Annotated in this window: 17 protein-coding genes and 3 pseudogenes; 8 read left to right on the top strand and 12 right to left on the bottom strand. The window is 68.2% G+C overall.

Annotated elements, in window-relative coordinates; genetic code table 11:
* Window positions 1-94 precede the first annotated feature (94 nt).
* Window positions 95-570: pseudogene (locus RM590_RS21145) on the top strand (transposase); the annotation flags it as partial.
* 184 nt (window positions 571-754) lie between these two features.
* On the top strand, window positions 755-1,363 hold the full coding sequence (locus RM590_RS21140) for a GNAT family N-acetyltransferase (protein ID WP_311706215.1): 609 nt from the start codon (window positions 755-757) through the stop codon (window positions 1,361-1,363).
* A 97-nt stretch (window positions 1,364-1,460) separates the two neighbouring features.
* Here RM590_RS21140 and RM590_RS21135 read toward each other — a convergent pair whose 3' ends face one another.
* The 6 genes from RM590_RS21135 to RM590_RS21110 form a co-directional block, all read right to left on the bottom strand.
* Window positions 1,461-2,201: an ABC transporter ATP-binding protein gene (locus tag RM590_RS21135; protein WP_311706214.1), complete on the bottom strand. Its 741-nt coding sequence runs from the start codon at window positions 2,199-2,201 to the stop codon at window positions 1,461-1,463.
* Between the two features lie 10 nt (window positions 2,202-2,211).
* Window positions 2,212-2,733, bottom strand: coding sequence for a hypothetical protein (locus RM590_RS21130; protein ID WP_311706213.1), 522 nt, complete (start codon window positions 2,731-2,733; stop codon window positions 2,212-2,214).
* Window positions 2,734-2,801: 68 nt separating this feature from the next.
* Window positions 2,802-3,263: a hypothetical protein gene (locus tag RM590_RS21125; RefSeq protein ID WP_311706212.1), complete on the bottom strand. Its 462-nt coding sequence runs from the start codon at window positions 3,261-3,263 to the stop codon at window positions 2,802-2,804.
* 170 nt (window positions 3,264-3,433) lie between these two features.
* Window positions 3,434-4,117, bottom strand: a complete 684-nt coding sequence (locus tag RM590_RS21120; RefSeq protein WP_311706211.1) for a hypothetical protein — start codon at window positions 4,115-4,117, stop codon at window positions 3,434-3,436.
* A gap of 62 nt (window positions 4,118-4,179) precedes the next feature.
* The gene (locus RM590_RS21115; protein ID WP_311706210.1) at window positions 4,180-4,386 is read right to left on the bottom strand and encodes a hypothetical protein; all 207 of its coding nucleotides are present in this window, start codon (window positions 4,384-4,386) and stop codon (window positions 4,180-4,182) included.
* A 248-nt stretch (window positions 4,387-4,634) separates the two neighbouring features.
* Window positions 4,635-4,838: a hypothetical protein gene (locus RM590_RS21110; RefSeq protein ID WP_311706209.1), complete on the bottom strand. Its 204-nt coding sequence runs from the start codon at window positions 4,836-4,838 to the stop codon at window positions 4,635-4,637.
* 61 nt (window positions 4,839-4,899) lie between these two features.
* Between RM590_RS21110 and RM590_RS21105 the strand changes: the two genes are divergently transcribed.
* From RM590_RS21105 to RM590_RS21090, 4 genes are all read left to right on the top strand, one after another.
* Window positions 4,900-5,715: an oxidoreductase gene (locus RM590_RS21105; protein ID WP_311706255.1), complete on the top strand. Its 816-nt coding sequence runs from the start codon at window positions 4,900-4,902 to the stop codon at window positions 5,713-5,715.
* A gap of 275 nt (window positions 5,716-5,990) precedes the next feature.
* Window positions 5,991-6,761, top strand: a complete 771-nt coding sequence (gene lipB, locus RM590_RS21100) for a lipoyl(octanoyl) transferase LipB (protein ID WP_311706208.1) — start codon at window positions 5,991-5,993, stop codon at window positions 6,759-6,761.
* 383 nt (window positions 6,762-7,144) lie between these two features.
* Window positions 7,145-7,846 (top strand): SDR family oxidoreductase, encoded by a 702-nt coding sequence (locus RM590_RS21095; protein ID WP_311706207.1) that lies wholly within the window; start codon window positions 7,145-7,147, stop codon window positions 7,844-7,846.
* 107 nt (window positions 7,847-7,953) lie between these two features.
* Complete coding sequence (locus tag RM590_RS21090; RefSeq protein WP_311706206.1) at window positions 7,954-9,030, top strand: NmrA family NAD(P)-binding protein; 1,077 nt, start codon at window positions 7,954-7,956, stop codon at window positions 9,028-9,030.
* Window positions 9,031-9,414: 384 nt separating this feature from the next.
* On the opposite strand, the gene RM590_RS21085 is transcribed toward RM590_RS21090, so the two are convergent.
* The 3 genes and pseudogenes from RM590_RS21085 to RM590_RS21075 form a co-directional block, all read right to left on the bottom strand.
* Window positions 9,415-10,452, bottom strand: a complete 1,038-nt coding sequence (locus tag RM590_RS21085) for an alpha/beta fold hydrolase (protein ID WP_311706205.1) — start codon at window positions 10,450-10,452, stop codon at window positions 9,415-9,417.
* A gap of 718 nt (window positions 10,453-11,170) precedes the next feature.
* Complete coding sequence (locus RM590_RS21080; RefSeq protein ID WP_311706204.1) at window positions 11,171-12,049, bottom strand: alpha/beta fold hydrolase; 879 nt, start codon at window positions 12,047-12,049, stop codon at window positions 11,171-11,173.
* Between the two features lie 82 nt (window positions 12,050-12,131).
* A pseudogene (locus RM590_RS21075) lies at window positions 12,132-12,273 on the bottom strand (short-chain dehydrogenase); the annotation flags it as partial.
* A 433-nt stretch (window positions 12,274-12,706) separates the two neighbouring features.
* Here RM590_RS21075 and RM590_RS21070 point away from each other — a divergent pair.
* Window positions 12,707-13,231 (top strand): TetR/AcrR family transcriptional regulator, encoded by a 525-nt coding sequence (locus tag RM590_RS21070; RefSeq protein WP_311706203.1) that lies wholly within the window; start codon window positions 12,707-12,709, stop codon window positions 13,229-13,231.
* A gap of 96 nt (window positions 13,232-13,327) precedes the next feature.
* On the opposite strand, the gene RM590_RS21065 is transcribed toward RM590_RS21070, so the two are convergent.
* Together RM590_RS21065 and RM590_RS21060 are read right to left on the bottom strand one after the other, a co-directional pair.
* Window positions 13,328-13,897, bottom strand: coding sequence for a TetR/AcrR family transcriptional regulator (locus tag RM590_RS21065; protein ID WP_311706202.1), 570 nt, complete (start codon window positions 13,895-13,897; stop codon window positions 13,328-13,330).
* Window positions 13,898-14,394: 497 nt separating this feature from the next.
* On the bottom strand, window positions 14,395-14,874 hold the full coding sequence (locus RM590_RS21060; RefSeq protein WP_311706201.1) for a TetR-like C-terminal domain-containing protein: 480 nt from the start codon (window positions 14,872-14,874) through the stop codon (window positions 14,395-14,397).
* Between RM590_RS21060 and RM590_RS21055 the strand changes: the two genes are divergently transcribed.
* Complete coding sequence (locus RM590_RS21055; protein ID WP_311706200.1) at window positions 14,864-15,442, top strand: MMPL family transporter; 579 nt, start codon at window positions 14,864-14,866, stop codon at window positions 15,440-15,442. The two genes, RM590_RS21060 and RM590_RS21055, sit on opposite strands and share 11 nt — an antisense overlap.
* Before the next feature lie 392 nt (window positions 15,443-15,834).
* On the opposite strand, the pseudogene RM590_RS21050 reads toward RM590_RS21055, so the two are convergent.
* Window positions 15,835-16,742: pseudogene (locus tag RM590_RS21050) on the bottom strand (LysR substrate-binding domain-containing protein).
* Between the last annotated feature and the right edge of the window lie 258 nt (window positions 16,743-17,000).

Here is a 17,000-nt window from a genome sequence, read left to right as displayed (position 1 = left end):
GGGGCATCCGGCTTGGCGATCTGCTCCACCAGGGCGTGCCGCTGGCCTCCGAGCGCGTCGTACTCGGCCCGGACCGCCTTCCGGAACCGTTGACAATCCGCACCTGCGCAACGCCCTGGAGAAGCGGCAGCTCGGCTACGTGCTCGCTGTCTCCAGCACCCACCGCATTCCCACCCCGGCCGGACCCCAGCGAGCCGACCACCTGGCCAAGCGCATCCCGCGCCGCGCCTGGCAGAAGCTGTCCGCCGGAACCGGCGCGAAGGGGCACCGCTTCTACGACTGGGCTCAGGTCGCCATCACCACAGGTGACCTGCCGGGCCACCAGCACTTGCTCATCCGCCGCAACCGCCGCACCGGCGAACTCGCCTACTACCGCCGCTGTCCACCCTGGTCAGGATCGGCGGAAGCCGCTGGACCGTGGAGGAGACGTTCCAGAGCTCGAAGACCTCGGCCGGACTGAACGAGCATCAGGTCCGCCGTTGGGACTCCTGGCACCGCTGGATCACCCTGGCCCTGCTCGCCCACGCCTTCCTCGCCGTCACCGCCGCCCGCGAACTCCGCGACCCCCCACCGGCCGTTGACGGAACCAGCCACTGGCGGCGGCAAGCAGCCACGTCAGCGTGACGGTGGCCCGCGGTCGGATCACGAGCCGGCGGCGAACAGCGACGACCGGCCAGACAGTGATGAACAGGCAGGGTGCCGGGCCGGCAAACTCACTCGCCCGGGGCCCCGTCGTCGAGCTTGGATTCAGCCCATGGATCTCGATCTGCGTCTCGCTGATGGCCTTCACACCCGAGTCCTGGCCGCGGACGATGCCGCGCTGCTGGTCGAAGCCACCCACAGGGAGACCGCACGATCTCTCTGGGCAGCCCGCCCCGCGGGGCCCTACGCGCTGCACGACGCGCACGCGGCCTTGTCGCTGTGGGACCCCGCCGCACAAGGACAGTTCTCCATCGGAATCCTGCGCGAACGACGCCTGCTCGGCGCGCTCGGCCTGATGCCGGACCGCCCCGGAAGCATCGAGCTGGCGTACTGGATCCGACCGGAAGAACGCGGCCGCGGCATCGCCTCACGAGCGGTGCACGCCGTCACCCTATGGGCACACCACGCCCTACACGCCACCCGGATCTGGTTGGAGATCAACCCCCTGAACGAGCCCTCACTCCGCCTCGCCCAGCACGTCGGCTACCACTTCGAACAACGCCTTCTCCAACACTGCCGCGACTGGTCATCCGACGACGCCGAACACGACTCCTGGCACGACTGCCTCATCTGGACCCATCTCAGCGAGCAAACACCCACCACCACCGACCACACCCCAACCGCACCAGACGGAGATCACGATCTACGGCTGGAGTACTAACCCAGCTCAAGGAAAGCCACCGCATCGCCCGGTCCGTTCTGGACAAACGGCCTGACCGAGTAACGGTCTCGGGCGCGATCGGAGCTGCGCGGTTAGTTCAGTGGTTGGGGACGGGTTCGCTCAGCGCGGTGTAGGCGGCTTCCGCGAGCCGTCCGGAGGGGGTTCCGTCCGGTGCGTGGGCGAGGAAGCCGTCGGTCGTTCCGCTGTAGAGGACGCGTCCGTCGTCGATGACGGTGACGTTGTCGGAGTCCTCGGCGAGGTCGGCCACGTCGTGGGTGGACAGCAGCACCGGCACGTCATCGGTCAGCGAGCGGAGGACGTCGCGGAAGACGCGGCGTTGGCGCGGGTCCATTCCGGCGGTCGGTTCGTCCAGGAGCATGACGCGTGCCCCGTGGACCAGGGCGGAGGCGACGCCGACGCGGCGGAGTTGGCCGCCGGACAGCCTGCGGGTCTTGGTGTCCGCCTGCGCCGAGAGGTCGACGCGCGCGAGTGCGTCGGCCGCCTTGTCCCAGGCATCGCTGCGGTTCATGCCTTTCAACCAGCCCGTGTAGGCGACCTGTTCCCTGGCGGTGAGGCTGGTCATCGCGGTGATGTTCTGCGGCATCCACGCGACGGACCGGCGGTAGGCGCGGCTGCGGGAGGGCAGGCCGTCCAGGGTGACGCTCCCGTTGCGGGGGAAGTGGACGGAGGCGGCGAGCTTGAGCAGGGTGGACTTGCCGGCTCCGTTGGGACCGAGCAGGATCGTGAGCCCGCCGGGCAGCGTGTAGTCCAGGTTGTCCAGGACGGGTGCGGCCCAGGGCCGGTATGCATAGGTGCAGGCGTGTAGTTCGAGGGTCATTTTTCTCTTCTCACCGGTGGGCGGGTCGGCTGTTGCTCAGGAGGGCGCCCAGTCCCGCCGTGATGGCGCAGACGGTGGCGAGCGCGGCGAGCGGGTCGCCGGCGGTCTCGGGCAGGATCGTCCAGAAGGCGGGGTGGTTGGCGTTGTTCATGCCGAAGAAGATCACTGCGAAGATCCAGGCCACGGGCGCCATGACGGCAGGCTGGCCGACGAACGTGCGGAGGACGAGCAGCAGCCCGGTCAGGAAGACGGTGTTTCTGCCGGCCGGCAGGCCGCTGGTCGCCCCGGACGCGGTGTCCAGGGCCCACCCGGCTCCCACGGAGAGGGCCAGGATCACGGCGACCAGGACCGCGTCATAGAGGTGTGGCCGCCGGACACCGGTCTGTTCCGCCTCCTCCAGCCGGGAGTCGAGACACAGGGCCAGGGCGGAACACACGAATACCGGCGCCATGAGCACGAACAGCACGGGGTTCGCAGAGCCGGCCAGCAGCGACGGCAGGGAGACGACCGAGTCCTGCAGGACGGCCAGCATCGCGCAGAATGCGGCGAGCGCCGGAGGCAGGACGACGTGACCTCGCCGGGCCTTGAACCACCACCACATCAGCGGCCGTCCGCGGTGACCGGCGCGCAGGCCCGTTGCAACTCGTCGTGGAACCAGTCGGTCTGCTCGGGCCCGGGCAGCAAACGTGCCTCGGCGACACGGTCTTCCGCCGCTTGGAGCCAGTCCTGGCCTTCGGTGTACTGCTGCATCTCCTCCCGCTGCCATCCCAGGTAGAGGTCCTCGGCGCCGGCCATCGTGGCGGCCCACAGCATCGCGCTCCTGGAGAGGACCGGATCGGGCTCCTCGCACGGGATCTCGACTGCGTGTGTGACGACCGCCAGCGGCGTCGTTCCCGAGCGATGGCTGCCGACGAGCGAGAACCACCACGCCCGCTCGGTGGAGGCCGGCCCGTGGCGCCCGCTCGCGCTGCTGTCGTTGACGCTCTCCAGGTCCGGGACCTCGATACCCGCGGTGCGCAGCCGGGAGAGGCTGGAGCTCACCTGACCGTGAATCGCGGACAAGTCCCCGGACAACTCCTCCGGCGCGCAGACGGCCGGAGCAGTACCGGTACAGCGCACGGGGATGTGACCGGCGGAGAGGGGGGGTTGTAATCCCAGTCGGCTGTCATCCGCTGCGCCGTCAGCGTGCCGGCGACGGCAACGGCGCAGCCTACCGCCGCCCACACCACGCGCTACCGCGATCCGTGCGGCGCTGTGCACAGGAGAACGAGCCCGGCGGCGATGCTGCCAGTGAACAGGAGGTGGGGGAGGATGGCTTCCAGTGTGGGCAGTTCGCCATACATGAGGTCCGTCGGAAACCGGCCGGAGATGTGCCGGAGCCAGAACGGCTCGTACGACCAACTGGCGGCAATCGCGTAGAACACTCCCACGGCCAGCAGAGGCGCCGCGATGAGCCTCGGCACGACAAGTCCGACGACGAAGCCGATCACCGCGTGCGCCAGGGCGACCGATATCGCCAGCGCGGGCAGCGACAGGCTCGGCAGCGAGGGGGCGACCCCTTCCCTCACCAGCGCCATGGCCACGACGGCCGCGATCACGAGCCACGCCAGGAGAACCACGGGCAGCACCGCGTCCATGGCCACACGGAACCGGCGGCGGGCCGGAGCCAGCCCCCACACCCCGTCCCTCCTGAGACGGCCGCTCTCCCACGCGGCCAGAGAGGAAGTGGCCGCATAGACCATGGGACTCAAGCTCGCCAGCACCGCGGAGGTAACCGTGGGCGCGTAGTCCGGCTGGTCCTCATGTACGCGGAAATCCGGCACAAAGCTTTCGAAAAAGCAGAAGCCGGCCATGCCTGCGACAAGCGGAAATGCCCATAGCGCGCTGCCGACTCGTAGCCGCGTCGGAATTTTCATGAAAGGGAGTCACCTTACAAGAAAGGAGGGAGCGCGACATACGCCCCCCTCCGCGAGAGGCCTCAGCCTGTTTCCGTGGTGTCGACCGCCACGTAGTCGACACTCAGCCGGTAGCCGCTCTCAGAGTCGTTGATCTTGGTGATCTGGGAGAAATACTCGCCACTTTCCAGACCTGTCCACTCGCCCCGACTCTCATGGCCGACGCCGCCGAAGCAGTTGTACGTCTTCTTGCGGCCGTACGAAATGTTGGGCAGGGCACGAATAGTCATATCCCCCACCCCTTAAATTCGTTCACATCATATGTTCACACTGCGCTTCTGGTCAACACACAATTCAGCAACTCAACTTGAGGCGATGTGAGGGGAGTGTCATGAATCAGGTGGACACCTCCGCGGTCACCTGGAACTCGCCGGCCAGCGACAGCACATCCCCCGCCCCCGCTCCCGGGCCTGCCGCAGGATCTTCTGCCGAGGCTCGGCGGCGAGGACCTCGACGACGGAAGGGACGAGCCCTTCGGTCAGGAAGAGCACATGTGACAGCCATACGCGGCCAGTGCGGCGACAGCGACGGTGAGCACGGTGACGGCATGCTCGGGGTTGCCGCGGTGCCGCGCCGAGAGGTACTCGCGCACGAACCGCTCCAGCCCGCCGTCCCCGGCCGCCAGCTCGCCGAGGCCCGCGCTCTTGTCGCAGCCGGTCGGCGACCGCGATGGCTTGCACACGGAAACCGATCGGTTTACAGTTGCTGAAACTGATCGGTTTCAAGAAGTTCGGGGGTCCATGATGACGACAAATCGGCCGGTGGCACTCGTGACGGGTGCGTCATCCGGCATCGGTAAGGAAACCGCGTCCGCGCTGGTCGCAGCGGGCTTCGACGTGGTCGGCACAAGCCGCGACACCTCGCGCGTCACTCCGCTCGACGGTGTGACGTTCCTCGATCTCGACGTGGCCAGTGACGCCTCGGCCACCACCGCGGTCCAGCAGGTGATCGAGCGATTCGGACGGATTGACGTCCTGGTCAACAACGCGGGCATGGGCGCCATCGGCGCCGCCGAGGAAAGCTCCGTCGCGCAGGCCCAGGACGTTTTCAACGTCAACGTCTTCGGCGTGATGCGCATGACCAAGGCCGTCCTGCCGCACATGCGCGCTCAAGGACGCGGACGCATCATCAACGTTTCCTCCGTGGTCGGCTTCCTCCCCTCGCCCTACATGGCCGTCTACGCCGCGTCCAAGCATGCGATCGAGGGGTACTCCGAGTCCCTGGACCACGAGGTCCGCCAGCACGGCGTCCGGGCGCTTCTCGTAGAACCCGCCTACACCAGCACCGGATTCGAGGCCAACAGCCCGCGGCCCGACACGCCCCTGCAGGTCTACGTGGACCAGCGGCGCGCCTTCGACCGCATGATGGTGACCGCGATCAAGGACGGCGATCACCCCGCCGTCGTCGCCAAGGTGATCGTCGCGGCAGCGACCGACCCGAAGCCGAAGCTGCGCTATACCGCCGGTCCCATGGCCGGACGCGCCAGCACACTGCGCCGCCTCGCTCCTGCCCGGGTCTTCGACAAGCAGATCCGCAAGCTCAACCGGCTGGCTGCCTGACGCCTGCCCGCCCCCAGGCACACCCGCAAGAAGAAGACGTACACGGAGCGGTATATGGCCAAGATCCAGATGACGAGCGGCCCCGAGGGGAAGCCGGTCTTCTGCTCCACCGCTTCCCGCTGGAGGAGACGGCGAGCGCGCACTGCGCGGTGCAGAGCAACGCCTGGGCGCTCGTGCAAGCGGCTGTGGCCGGCTGATCACGTGCTGGTGCCACGACGGGAACACCGTGGTGCACGGACTGTAATGAACTGCGGTCATGAGCGAGGAGACGAGCGGTGAGCCTGCCGGGATCCGCGGCGGAACAACCTTCACACTTGCGGTTGGAGCGCGTCGACCTGGGAGAAGTACCCTACGCGGCGGCGCACGCAGAAATGGTCCGCTGGGTCGAGGAGCGCAAACAGGGCCTCGCGGCCAACCGGCTCTTCCTGCTCACGCACCCAGCGGTGATCACCCACACCGCTCGGACGCCCAACGGCCAACTGCCCGACGCAGGCTCACCCATCGCCCTGGTGCAGACCGACCGCGGCGGACATGCCACCTATCACGGTCCCGGCCAGCTCATCGGCTACCTCGTGCTCAACGTGCGCGAGCTCGGTCCTCGTGGTCTGATCCGCCGTGTCGAGCAGGCGCTGATCGACGCACTGGACACCCTCGGCTTCCCAGCGATCCGCCGCCAGACGCCGCCGGGGTCGGAGAGCCTGGTGGGCGTGTGGACCCCCGATCACCGCAAACTCGCCTCGATCGGCATGCGCATCAGTGGCAGCGTCTCCAGCCACGGCTTCGCCCTCAACATCGACCCCGACCTGAGCATCTACACCACCTTCACCGCCTGTGCCCTGCCCGGCGTCCGGATGACCTCCCTGGCCGAACTCGCCGCCGAACGCGGCCTGCCGACCCCTACCCATACCGAGGTGCGCGACGCGGTCGCACGAGCGGTCACTGCGCGCCTGACCCCACGGCAGGAAGCAGGAACGAGCGAACAGGTCGCCTCCCACCGGACTCGCGTCGGCCCAGGTCTCCGTCGAGGCCGAACCGGCCAAGACTGAACACCTCCGGGGTGGTCCGGGGGCGCGTCGGCCTTCACGCGCCCGGACCGCTGAACCCGCCCGGAACCGCTGGGGCGATGGGGCCGATGGACGCGGCAGGAGCAGCAGCCGGACCTACAGGTCGATGCCATCCTGGGCCTCGGCCGACAGCCGATCCGCACGGTGGCCCCCACACCGGCCCGTGACCGAACCCCGTCACCGCTCGTACCGGGCGAGGCCGGCCTTTGCGACGAGCCGTGCGACGCCGCACCGCACTTCGTCGACATCGCGGGGACGTCCCCGATCCACAACATGCCTGAGTCGAGCTTGCATATCGGAAACCGATCGGTTTACGGTGGTGCCATCCGATGAAACTGATCGGTTTCCCCATCATGGAGGCAGTCGTGACAGCACTCAAGGACGCCACCGTCTTCGTCACCGGAGGCGGTCGGGGTATCGGCAGGATGCTGGTCGAGGAGCTCTACGGGCGCGGTGCCCGCAAGGTCTACGCCACGGCACGTGACCCGCGCTCGGTGACGCACCCCGATGCCGTTCCGGTGGCGCTGGAGGTCACCGACCCGTCATCCGTCACAGCGGCCGCAGAGCAGGCCCAGGACGTCACCATCCTGATCAACAACGCCGGCGCCTCGGTCCGCGCCCCGTATCTCGACTCCTCGATGGAGGACGTGCGCCGGGACATGGAGACCAACTTCTACGGGCCGCTGCTGGTCACCCGGGCCTTCGTGCCGATCATCGAGCACAACGGCGGGGGCCACATCCTCAATGTCCACTCCGCCCGGTCCTGGATGGCCGACACCACGGCTTACGGCGCCTCCAAGGCCGCCCTGTGGTCGCAGACCAATTCGCTGCGCCTGGATCTGCTGTCGCGCGGCATCGCGGTGACCGGGCTCCACGTGGCCTACGTGGACACCGCCATGGCGGCGGGTGTCGACGCGCCCAAGGCCGACCCCCGCGATGTCGCGGTGGCCGCGCTCGACGGCATCGAGGCGGGGGCACACGAGGTGCTGGCCGACGACATCACGCGCTGGGTCAAGTCACAGCTTTCTGCCGATCTGGAAGCCATGTACGCGCAGTTGAAGAAGTAGCGCTCAACGAAGTCCTGCACGGTGACCGGCCCTCAGCCTGTCACCGGACCAAACGACGGCATGGACGCCATGTCCGAAAGACGGCTTTGAGCGGACTGCCGTACCCCGTGCAGGACGCTTCCTGCACCCCAAGCAGCCCAAGAAGGCCGCCGACCACATCCTGGGCGTTCCGAATAACCGAACCCCTCAACCAGAAAGAGGACGCATTGATGTCAGAACGTCATCCCATCCTGATCACCGGTGCCGCCGGCGAAATCGGTGGTGTGAGCCGGACGATTGTCGACATGCTGCTCGAACAAGGGCATCCAGTGCGCGCGTTCGTGCGACGGGACGACGAACGCGCCCACTCGCTTCGCCAGGCCGGGGCGGAGGTCTTCGTCGGTGACCTGCTCACCATCGCCGACGTGACCGCCGCGCTGAAGGGCGTCCGGCGCATCTACTTCAGCATGAGCCTGTCGCCGTACTACACCGACGCCGTCAGCCTGATGGCCGCGGCGGCGCGGGCTCAGGGCGACATCGAGGTGTTCGTCAACATCTCCGAGTACGAGCAGTCGTTCATGACCTTCGACAAGATGACCGCGCCGGAGGAAGAACGGCGCGCGCGGCTCGGCGGACTCGTCGCCAACTGGTCGCCGCAGCAACGGGCGCACTGGGTCGCCGAGCAGGTGCTGGAGTGGTCCGGCGTCCCGACTGTCAACGTGCAGGCGGCCTTCTTCGTCGAGAACCCCATCATGACCTGGCTGGCCCTGGGCTCACTGGCCGACGGTGAACTGCGCCTGCCCTTCGGCGACCACCGGCTCGCACCCATCGCCGGATATGACGTGGCGGAGGTGTGCGCGAAGATCCTGGCCGACCCGGCGCCGCACATCTCCAAGTCCTACGCGCTCACCGGCCCGGAGCTGAAGGACATGCACGGGATTGCGGAGGACTTCGCGGCCGTGCTGGGACGCCCGGTCACGTATGTTCCCGAAGACATCGAAACCTGGAACAAGACCTACGTGGACACCAATATGTCCGCCTACCCGCACATCGCGGAGCACCTGAAGACCCTGACCCGGCTGATTGGCGGCGGAGGATACGGCGGCATCACCGACGAGCTGGAAACCCTGCTCGGACGCCCGCCGAAGACCGTGCGGTGGGCCCTGGAGAACCATCCGCGCCTCCGGGAACTGGCGGCTGCCTGAGCAACTGAGCGGCCCAGAGCAGCCCCACCGGAGTCCTCGGCCTGAGGATGCCGGTGGGGCGCGGACCCCGGTCGAGCGTGGCGTGGCCCGGCTGGAGTCCTGGCGGTCTTCCGAAGGTCCCAGCACAGCCGAAACGAATGTCGTCAACGCCGCGGTGGCCGGCGAGCGACTGTGCGGCGGCGCTTCCTTGAGCGCCGCATGCTCCGCATTCGGCAGCTCGTAGCCGGGTGCCCATTCCCGCCAGAGCCGGTCGATGAAGGCGAAGTCGTTGACAACCCAGCTAGCGGATGGTCGGGAAAGCGTGCCTTCAGGGTGTTCGTGGCGGCGCCGGACTGCAATCCAGGACTGAGCATGAGTAGCTGGCCAGGCGGGTTCTGCGTCGTTTCATCGGGGCGCCGAGCCGTCGATGCGGGCGAGGAGATCGAGGAGTGCGGCGTTGACCTCGGCGGGACGCTCCTGCTGCGTCCAGTGCCCGCAACCTGGGAGCACCACCGGGCCGTGCAGTCGAGGCGCGACCGCGCTCAGCGAGCTGCCCGGCCCGCCCTCACCACGCAAGACAGCGCCCAGCGAGATGTCCTCCCTGCCCGGGCCGCGCAACGCGGTGATCATGTCACGGTCTCCCACCACATAGAGCGCAGGGACGTCGATTCCGCGCCCCCGGAAGGGCGAGAGCAGTTCGTTGTTGTATTCGATATTCCGGTACCAGTTGAAGGCTCCGGTGAAGGCATTCTCGCCGTGCAGGGCGAAGTCCTCGGCGTAGGCCTGGATGTCCTCTTCCGTCAGCCAGGCCGGGAGAGCGGGCGACTCCGGCATCATGTCCAGGAGGCCCAGGCCGTCGGGTATGACCAACGGGCGGGGCTCCTTGCTGAGTGGATTGTCGCCTGAGGCACCGACCAGGAGGCGGCGAAAGGAGGTCGGGATGTCCCGGGCGAACTCCGCCTCAGCGACTCCCGGCCGTTGGAAGTAGATCTGGTAGAAGCCCTCGCCGTACTGGATGCGGGTGATTGAGGGCGGGACCATCCCGCCGGGCAGAATCGGCGGAATGCTGAGCCCGGCCACGGCACGGACCTTGTCCGGGCGCAGCATCGCCGTGGTCCAGGCAACGGGTGCGCCCCAGTCGTGCCCCACGAGGACCGCCTGCTCCTCCCCCAACTCCTCAATCAGGGCGATCACGTCGCCGACGAGGTGGAGCAGGGTGTACGACGCGATGCCCGGCGGCTGCTCGCTGCGAGCGTAGCCGCGCTGGTCAGGGGCAACGACCCGGTAGCCGGCCGCCACCAGCGGCCCGAACTGGTGACGCCAGGAGTACCAGCTCTCCGGCCAGCCGTGCAGCAGCAGGACCAGCGGGCCCTGCCCCTGCTCGGCGATGTGCAGCCTGACCCCGTTCACGTCGACGAAGCGGTGGGTGAGCGAACTGTCCACAAGGATCTCCCTGGGATCTGTGAGTGTGTGTTCCTTCTGCGGCTGCGCCTACCTGGCTTCCAAGGTCTGCGGACACGTGCGACGTGACCCGGCGATGTCGGTGTTCACGGAGGCCACGCGGGGCCCGGTCACCGCGATACCTACGCGCCGACCTGCCCGGGTGCGCGGAGACCCGACGCGCGGCATCGCGGCCGTCTGGCACGCCAGCCCGGCGCAGGGACACGATCCACAGTTCCTCTGCCCGCTGGATCCGGGTGAGCTCGTCGTCCGTCAGGCCATGGTGGTCGTCATGGGTCCTTCTCTCCTTCGTCGGAGCAGCCGACCAGGCCGTTTCATCGTGACCCGCCCGGCGACGACCGGCATCCGGTAGCCGGCCCGCCGGCTGCCGGGGGAGGGCGGATCAGCCGAACGAGTCGAGCCGGACGCCGCGCGGGCCGGGGACCTCCGCGCACCCCGGTGTCGAGGGCGTGGATCGCCGCGACCTCCTCCGCCATCAGGGTGAAGTCGAAGAGACGAAGTCGTCGACGTTCTCCGCGATACGGTGAGGCGTGACGGCCTTTGGGACAGCGCACAGGCGTGCCCGATGTTCCGGCGCGGGATCACCAGCCACAGTTGGTGACGACAAAAATGCTCCGTGGTCACGCAGGAGCGGCGGGTACCCTCGCCGACCTCCTTTCGTTCGTAGGCGACGGCAGTGTTGATCAGGCGGCAGCCGCCCTTACGCCACCGCGTTCAACAGGTTGGCCAGCACGTCGGGCCTTTCCAGAGCAATGAAGTGGCCCGCTCCCGGCACCTGCGTGAAATCGGCGGCAGGCAGTAGCTCCTTGTTGGCTTCTCGGTCCGACCGTCGGGACCAGTCCTTCTCCCCGTAGACAAGGTGGATGGGGGCCCGGACCTCGGGGTAGCGCGAGCGGGCTGCGATGAGGCTGGGTAGGTTCTGGTACACCGCCCGGGCAACGGTTGGGTAGCCGGGGCGGCCGCCTGCCTGGAGGAGCTCGTCCACGTAGTCCACCCGCAAAGCGCTCTTGTCGACCAGGCCGCCCTGCAGGACCCTGCGAAGGATCGGCTTGGGCTCCACCCCGGCAACCACCGGACCCACCCCCGGAGCGAGCACACCGCCGACCACCAGACGCGCGAGGAGACTGGACCGGGCAATTCCGCCGCGGAAGTCGTACGTATTGACCGCGACGACACGCCGTACCCGCTCCGGCAGATCGGCCGCGGCGGTCAGGGCGAGCACCGCCCCCATGGACTCCCCCACCAACGTCACGTCATGGAGGTCGAGTTCGGTGAGGAGCCGCTCGACACCCGCACGCATCGCCGGCTCGTCGTACGGCGCACCGGGCACGATCTCGGAGTAGCCCATCCCCGGCAGATCGAGGGCGTGCACGGTGTACCGGTCCGAGATCAACGGGATGAGGAAGCGGAAGTGCTCGGCCTGCGTGCGCACGGTGTGCAGCAGGACCAGCGGAGCACCGGTGCCCGCTTTGAGGTAGCGCAGCGTCCCCTCGCGGCCGTGGCGTCCTCCACGCGGGGCGATGGTGTGGCTGGTGGTCCCCGGAATGTGAATCGTGGGACGCGACTCTTGGCTGGGCATATCGCCGACTCCTTGTGTGTGAACTGCGGATACGTGACTCGGATGCGGTCCTGCAGAGAGCGACGTGACGCCGATGGCGTTCGGCCAGGCCCTCCTCGACCTGCCGCGAGATGTCGTCGGCGAGCACCTCGTACGCTCCCGGCCTCGACGCCGTCGGTGGCCAATGCGGCGACGTCACGAGGGTCTGAGGTGGGTGCGTCGACACCCGGCGCCACGTCCGTGTCCCGACCTTGCCGACGCGGCGCACAGAGAAAGCTCCTCCACCCGGGCCTTGCCTATACCACGGCTGCCTCCGGTGGCGAAGACACTTGCGCCTTTTAATGCTGTCATGGTCGCCCACACATTGGAAAACCGATCGGTTTCCCAATAACAATAAACCAATCGGTTTCCATGCGCAAGCTCAAGCAGGGAACTGATCCCGGGGCCACGTCACCGACTCGCTCGCCATCACAGGGTCAGCGTTCGGTCGTCGTCACAGACGACGGCCGCCCATACGCTGTGCGCCGTACCGCGCGGGAACTTCGCGGCGCCCATGGAATCGCGGCGCAGGCTGGGCCGACATCCCGCGGCGTCGGGACAACAACCCTGCGGGCCCGCACCCCTTCGGACGGCTTGCCGCCTGGAATAAATCTGATGAGCGCCCGCTAGAATGGCGCCATGGGCAGGATCAGCGCACAGGAGAGACGCGAGAGCGTCATCCGCGCGGCGATTGCCGAGTTCGCGCACAAGGGCTACTACGGCACCTCTACCGAGGCGATTGCCAAGCGTGTCGGTGTCACGCAGCCATACCTCTTCCGGCTTTTTCCGGGCAAGAAGGCGATCTTCGTCGCCGCCTTGATGCGGAGCATGGAAGACACCCGCCTGGCTTTCGAGAGGGCAGCCAAAGGGGCAGAGAGCGCCGAGCAGGCCCGCCATGCAATGGCGAACGCGCACGCACAGCTAATCTCGGCGCACCCCGAAACGCTCCAGATGCAGATGCAGGGATTCGCCATCGTGGCAGCCGCCGAGGCGCAGGGCGATGACCAGATCGGCGAGCTCGTCCGGGCCGGCTGGCTGAGACTCTGGGAAACCGTGCACCTGCCACTGGGTGCCGATGCCAACGCGACCAGAGACTTTCTCGCTTGCGGCATGCTCACCAACACTCTTACGGCCATCGGGCTTCCCCGGAGCGCTGGAAAGTAAGGGCATGCGGCGGCCATGCGAGTTGCTCCGGCTGCCGGAGACCGGCATCAACTCGGGGAACACCTCAGTCACCGAGCCTGCGCGAGAGGCGAGGTGTCAGCGTATGTCTGCCGCATCGAGCAGGGTGGCCACAGTGGGCGCGATGAGCCCTGTCAAGTTGTCGGCTCCGATCCCCGCGCGGGCGCTGGCGCCGTCGAAGACCAGGATGAGCTGCCGGGCCAGCAGATCCGGGTCGCTCGCCCCGCCCTGTTCGGCCTCGGCACGGAAGAAGGCCTTCAGGTTCGCCTTGACCCGGTGCGCCACCCGGCTCCCGGGGTGACTCCGATCCTTGAGCTCGATCTGCACGGCCAGGTACCGGCAGCCCCGGAACTCGGGCGCACCCGCCTGCAGCTCCACCTGCTCGAAGACGTGCATGATCCGCTCACGGGGTGAACGGCCATCACCCGCCGCGGGCAGGAGCCTCGCCGCGTAGGCAGAGGCGCTCTGCTCCAGACTGGCCGCCAGCAGTTCGTCCTTGCTCCCGAAGAGCTGGTACATCGAGCGCTTCGACACACCCGCCGCCTTGCACAGCGCCTCGACGCCGATGCCGACACCGTCCCGGTAGGTGAGCGTGGCCGCCGCCTCCAGCAGGCGCTCCCGGGAACTTGACTTCGCCTCGGTGGTCATACTGCGAGGTTAACTCCAATCCAACGAGAAGGAAACCGATCGGTTTACAAGGCCACTCCGCACCCGCCCGGGTGAGTACGTCCCGCTACCGGGACGGCGGCTTCCTCGGACTTCGGCTCGGCCGGGATGCGGTCCAGCGGGTGCGGGTGCCGGGCAACGCGGCCAGCGCGTGCTCGCGCTCGCCAGCCAGGTCGGGGCGGTCCAGACTGACCGCGGGCCGCGTCGATCAACACTGGCGGGCTCGCGACGCCGCCGTTCCCGCGCCGAGCGAGTACGACCCGAACCGACGGGTGCGCAGCCGGCTTCGCCGGAAGCCCGAGATCCGCCGACCGCTCCTCGTCGCGCGCGGTAGTCATCCGATGCCCCCAGTGAATCCAGTTGCCGAACTCGCCCCCTACGGCGAGAAACCGATCAGTTTCCAGCAGTGTAAACCGATCGGCTCCACACGCAAGCCCAAGTGGCGGGCCGTCCGGCCGACCCCACCGTCCGGTCCGGGCTCACGTCACATCCACGAACGCCGGAACCCTTCCCTCCTCGCGCCACCCCGCCACCAACGCCCGCAGCGTCCGTTCGTAGCAGTCGGCGACCGCGAGCTCCGACGGCTCGTTCCCTGACAGCACCAGGGACACCAGGCCATGGGCCGTTCCCCAGACCGACAGCGCGATGACCTCGGGGGCGGACGCGGAACTGAACTGCCCGGCCCGCTGTCCGCGCCTCACGGCGTCGACGAGGGGCCGGTAGGCCTCGACGACCTCACGCGGCCTGTCCGACTCGGACCGACAGCGGACGGTGCGGTCGGAGAAAAGGACCGCGTAGAGATACGGATTCGCGACGGCGTAGTCGCGATAGGCGAGCCCGAGCCGGATCACGTCGTTGGCCGGGTTGTCCGTCGGATGGATGGCGGCCAGGCGTGCGACGAAGAGCCGCACGGCCTCCTCGTACAGGCTGCTGAGCAGGCCGGCCTTGTTGCCGAACAACGAGTTCGGCTCGGTGCTGCTGCCGCTGAAGGCGATCGCGATGAACTTGCTGTCGCTGTCCGCAACCTTCGGCGTCCTGGTCTGGATCTTCCAGGACGGCCATCTGCACAACCTGCTCGGCTTCGATCCGACGGGCAACATCGAGCCCAACATGCCGATCATGCTGTTCGCGCTGATCTTCGGAATCTCCATGGACTACGAGGTGTTCCTGGTGTCCCGGATGCGGGAGCAGTACGACCTGCTGGACGACAGCACGGCCGCCGTGGCCACCGGGCTGCAGTCCATCGGACGCCTGGTCGTGAGTGCCGCGCTGCTGATGTGCGTGCCCCTCGCGGCGATCGGGACGAGCGGAGTGCTGACCATGAAGCTCTTCGGCGTCGGCATGGTGTTCGCGATCCTGGTGGACGTGCTGGTGGTGCGCATCCTGCTGGGAACGGCCGTGATGAAGCTGATGGGCAGAGCGGCTTGGTGGGCACCGGGCCCACTGGCCCGCATCTACACGCGGTACGGCATCAAGGAGACCGAAGTCCCGGCGGAAACCGACAAGCCGGTCCCCGTCGCGGGCTGAACCCGGCGAGGGGTCGAAGTGCCTGCTCCCGAGGCACTTCGTCCCCATCACCGTCTTCCCGCCGCGCCCTCAGTGGCCCGCTGCCATGCCAAGCCGCGGGAGGCGAGGAAGGGGCCACGGCGTGTGAGGCGCAGGTTGCGGGCGACGTCGTCCGGCGGCGAAGGCATCAGCGGGGTCACGCGGTGGATCATGATCGCGGGAACGGTGTCGGGACGGCCGGTGAGGCGGTGACGGGGAGGGGTGTTCTGCCGTGCGGCGTTGAGGAGGTGAGACGGCCGGGGCCGCTTTCCTCGCCACCGAGGCCCTGCCCTCAACGAGGGCACGGGGCCCGGATTCTTCTGTCCCCGTCTGCGACGCCTGCGCCTCGTCCGCCGTGATCCGTACCCGGATCGTTACTCGTCGTCGCGAGGGCAGGCCGGTGTGCCGTCGTGGGCGGCCCGGACGAACGCGCGGACGAGGGCGGTCTCTTCGGCGGTCCGCCAGACGAGGGCCCAGTCGCACGTCGGAGCGTCCCGGATGGGCAGGTAGACGACGCGCGGCCAGGGGTAGTAGACAGCGGCCTTGGCCTGGATGGGCTGGACCGCGTGCCCGGCGGCGACCTCGGCCAGCACTTCCCCGGGCTGCCAGGTGACGACCCTGGGCCCGCGCCGGATGGGCCGCCCGCCAGGGGTGTGCGTGGGGACCAGCGCTGTCGCCCAGTAGGCGGGCACGGATTCCGGCGGCTCCACGACGACGCAGTCGCCGAGGTCCTCCATGGAGACGGACTCGCGCCCGGCCAGCGGATGGTCCGCGCCGACCGCGAGGGCGAGAGGATCGGCGCGCAACACCGGTCCGGCGGTCAGGTCGGGCTGCGGATGGGCAACCAGAGGAATTGGACATCCACCTGGCCGGTGCGGAGCGGGCCGAAGGGATCGCTGGGGCGGGTCTCGTGGAAACGCAGTTCGCAGGATGGGTGGCGCGCCCGGAACAGCCCGGTGGCGTTGGCGAAGTCATAGATGAGGGCGCCGAACGCGCCCACGGTGAGCGTGCCGCCCAGGCCCTGCGCGGCGGCGGTGGCGGCCTGGGTGGCGTCAAGAATGCGCTGATGCGCGACTTTGAGCTCGTCGTACAGCTTGGCGCCGATGGAGGTCAGCGCGACCCGGCGGCTGCTGCGCTCGAACAGGGCGGCGCCGATGCGGCGTTCCTGTTTGGCGATCGACTGGCTGACCCGCGCCTGGGATATGTGCAGCCGTTCCGCGGTGCGCCCGAAATGCAACTCCTCGGCCAGGGCCAGGAAGATCTCGATGTCCCGCAGCTCCACCCCGGCGCCTTCCGTGTCCGTGCCATGGACAACCGGAGCTTATCGATCCACGAGCGATCCATCATCGTTCCGGGCTCCGGCCCAGGGCACCGTTGACCAGGAGGCGGTCGGCCGGCCGACGATAAGCGCGGCTTATCCCTCCATGCGACAACGTGCATTGATCCGCCGCTGATTGCCTCGGAATTCTGGGAGGCACGATCGTCGCGATCCGGCCGCCTCGCCACCGCCTGAGAGGCCGCAGTATCCCCGCCCTGTCCC

Origin of the sequence: Streptomyces litchfieldiae (genome assembly GCF_031845365.1) — a bacterium.
Lineage (GTDB): Bacteria > Actinomycetota > Actinomycetes > Streptomycetales > Streptomycetaceae > Streptomyces > Streptomyces litchfieldiae.
Note: the sequence above shows the minus strand (reverse complement) of the source record. Positions and strands in the feature narration are given on the sequence as shown.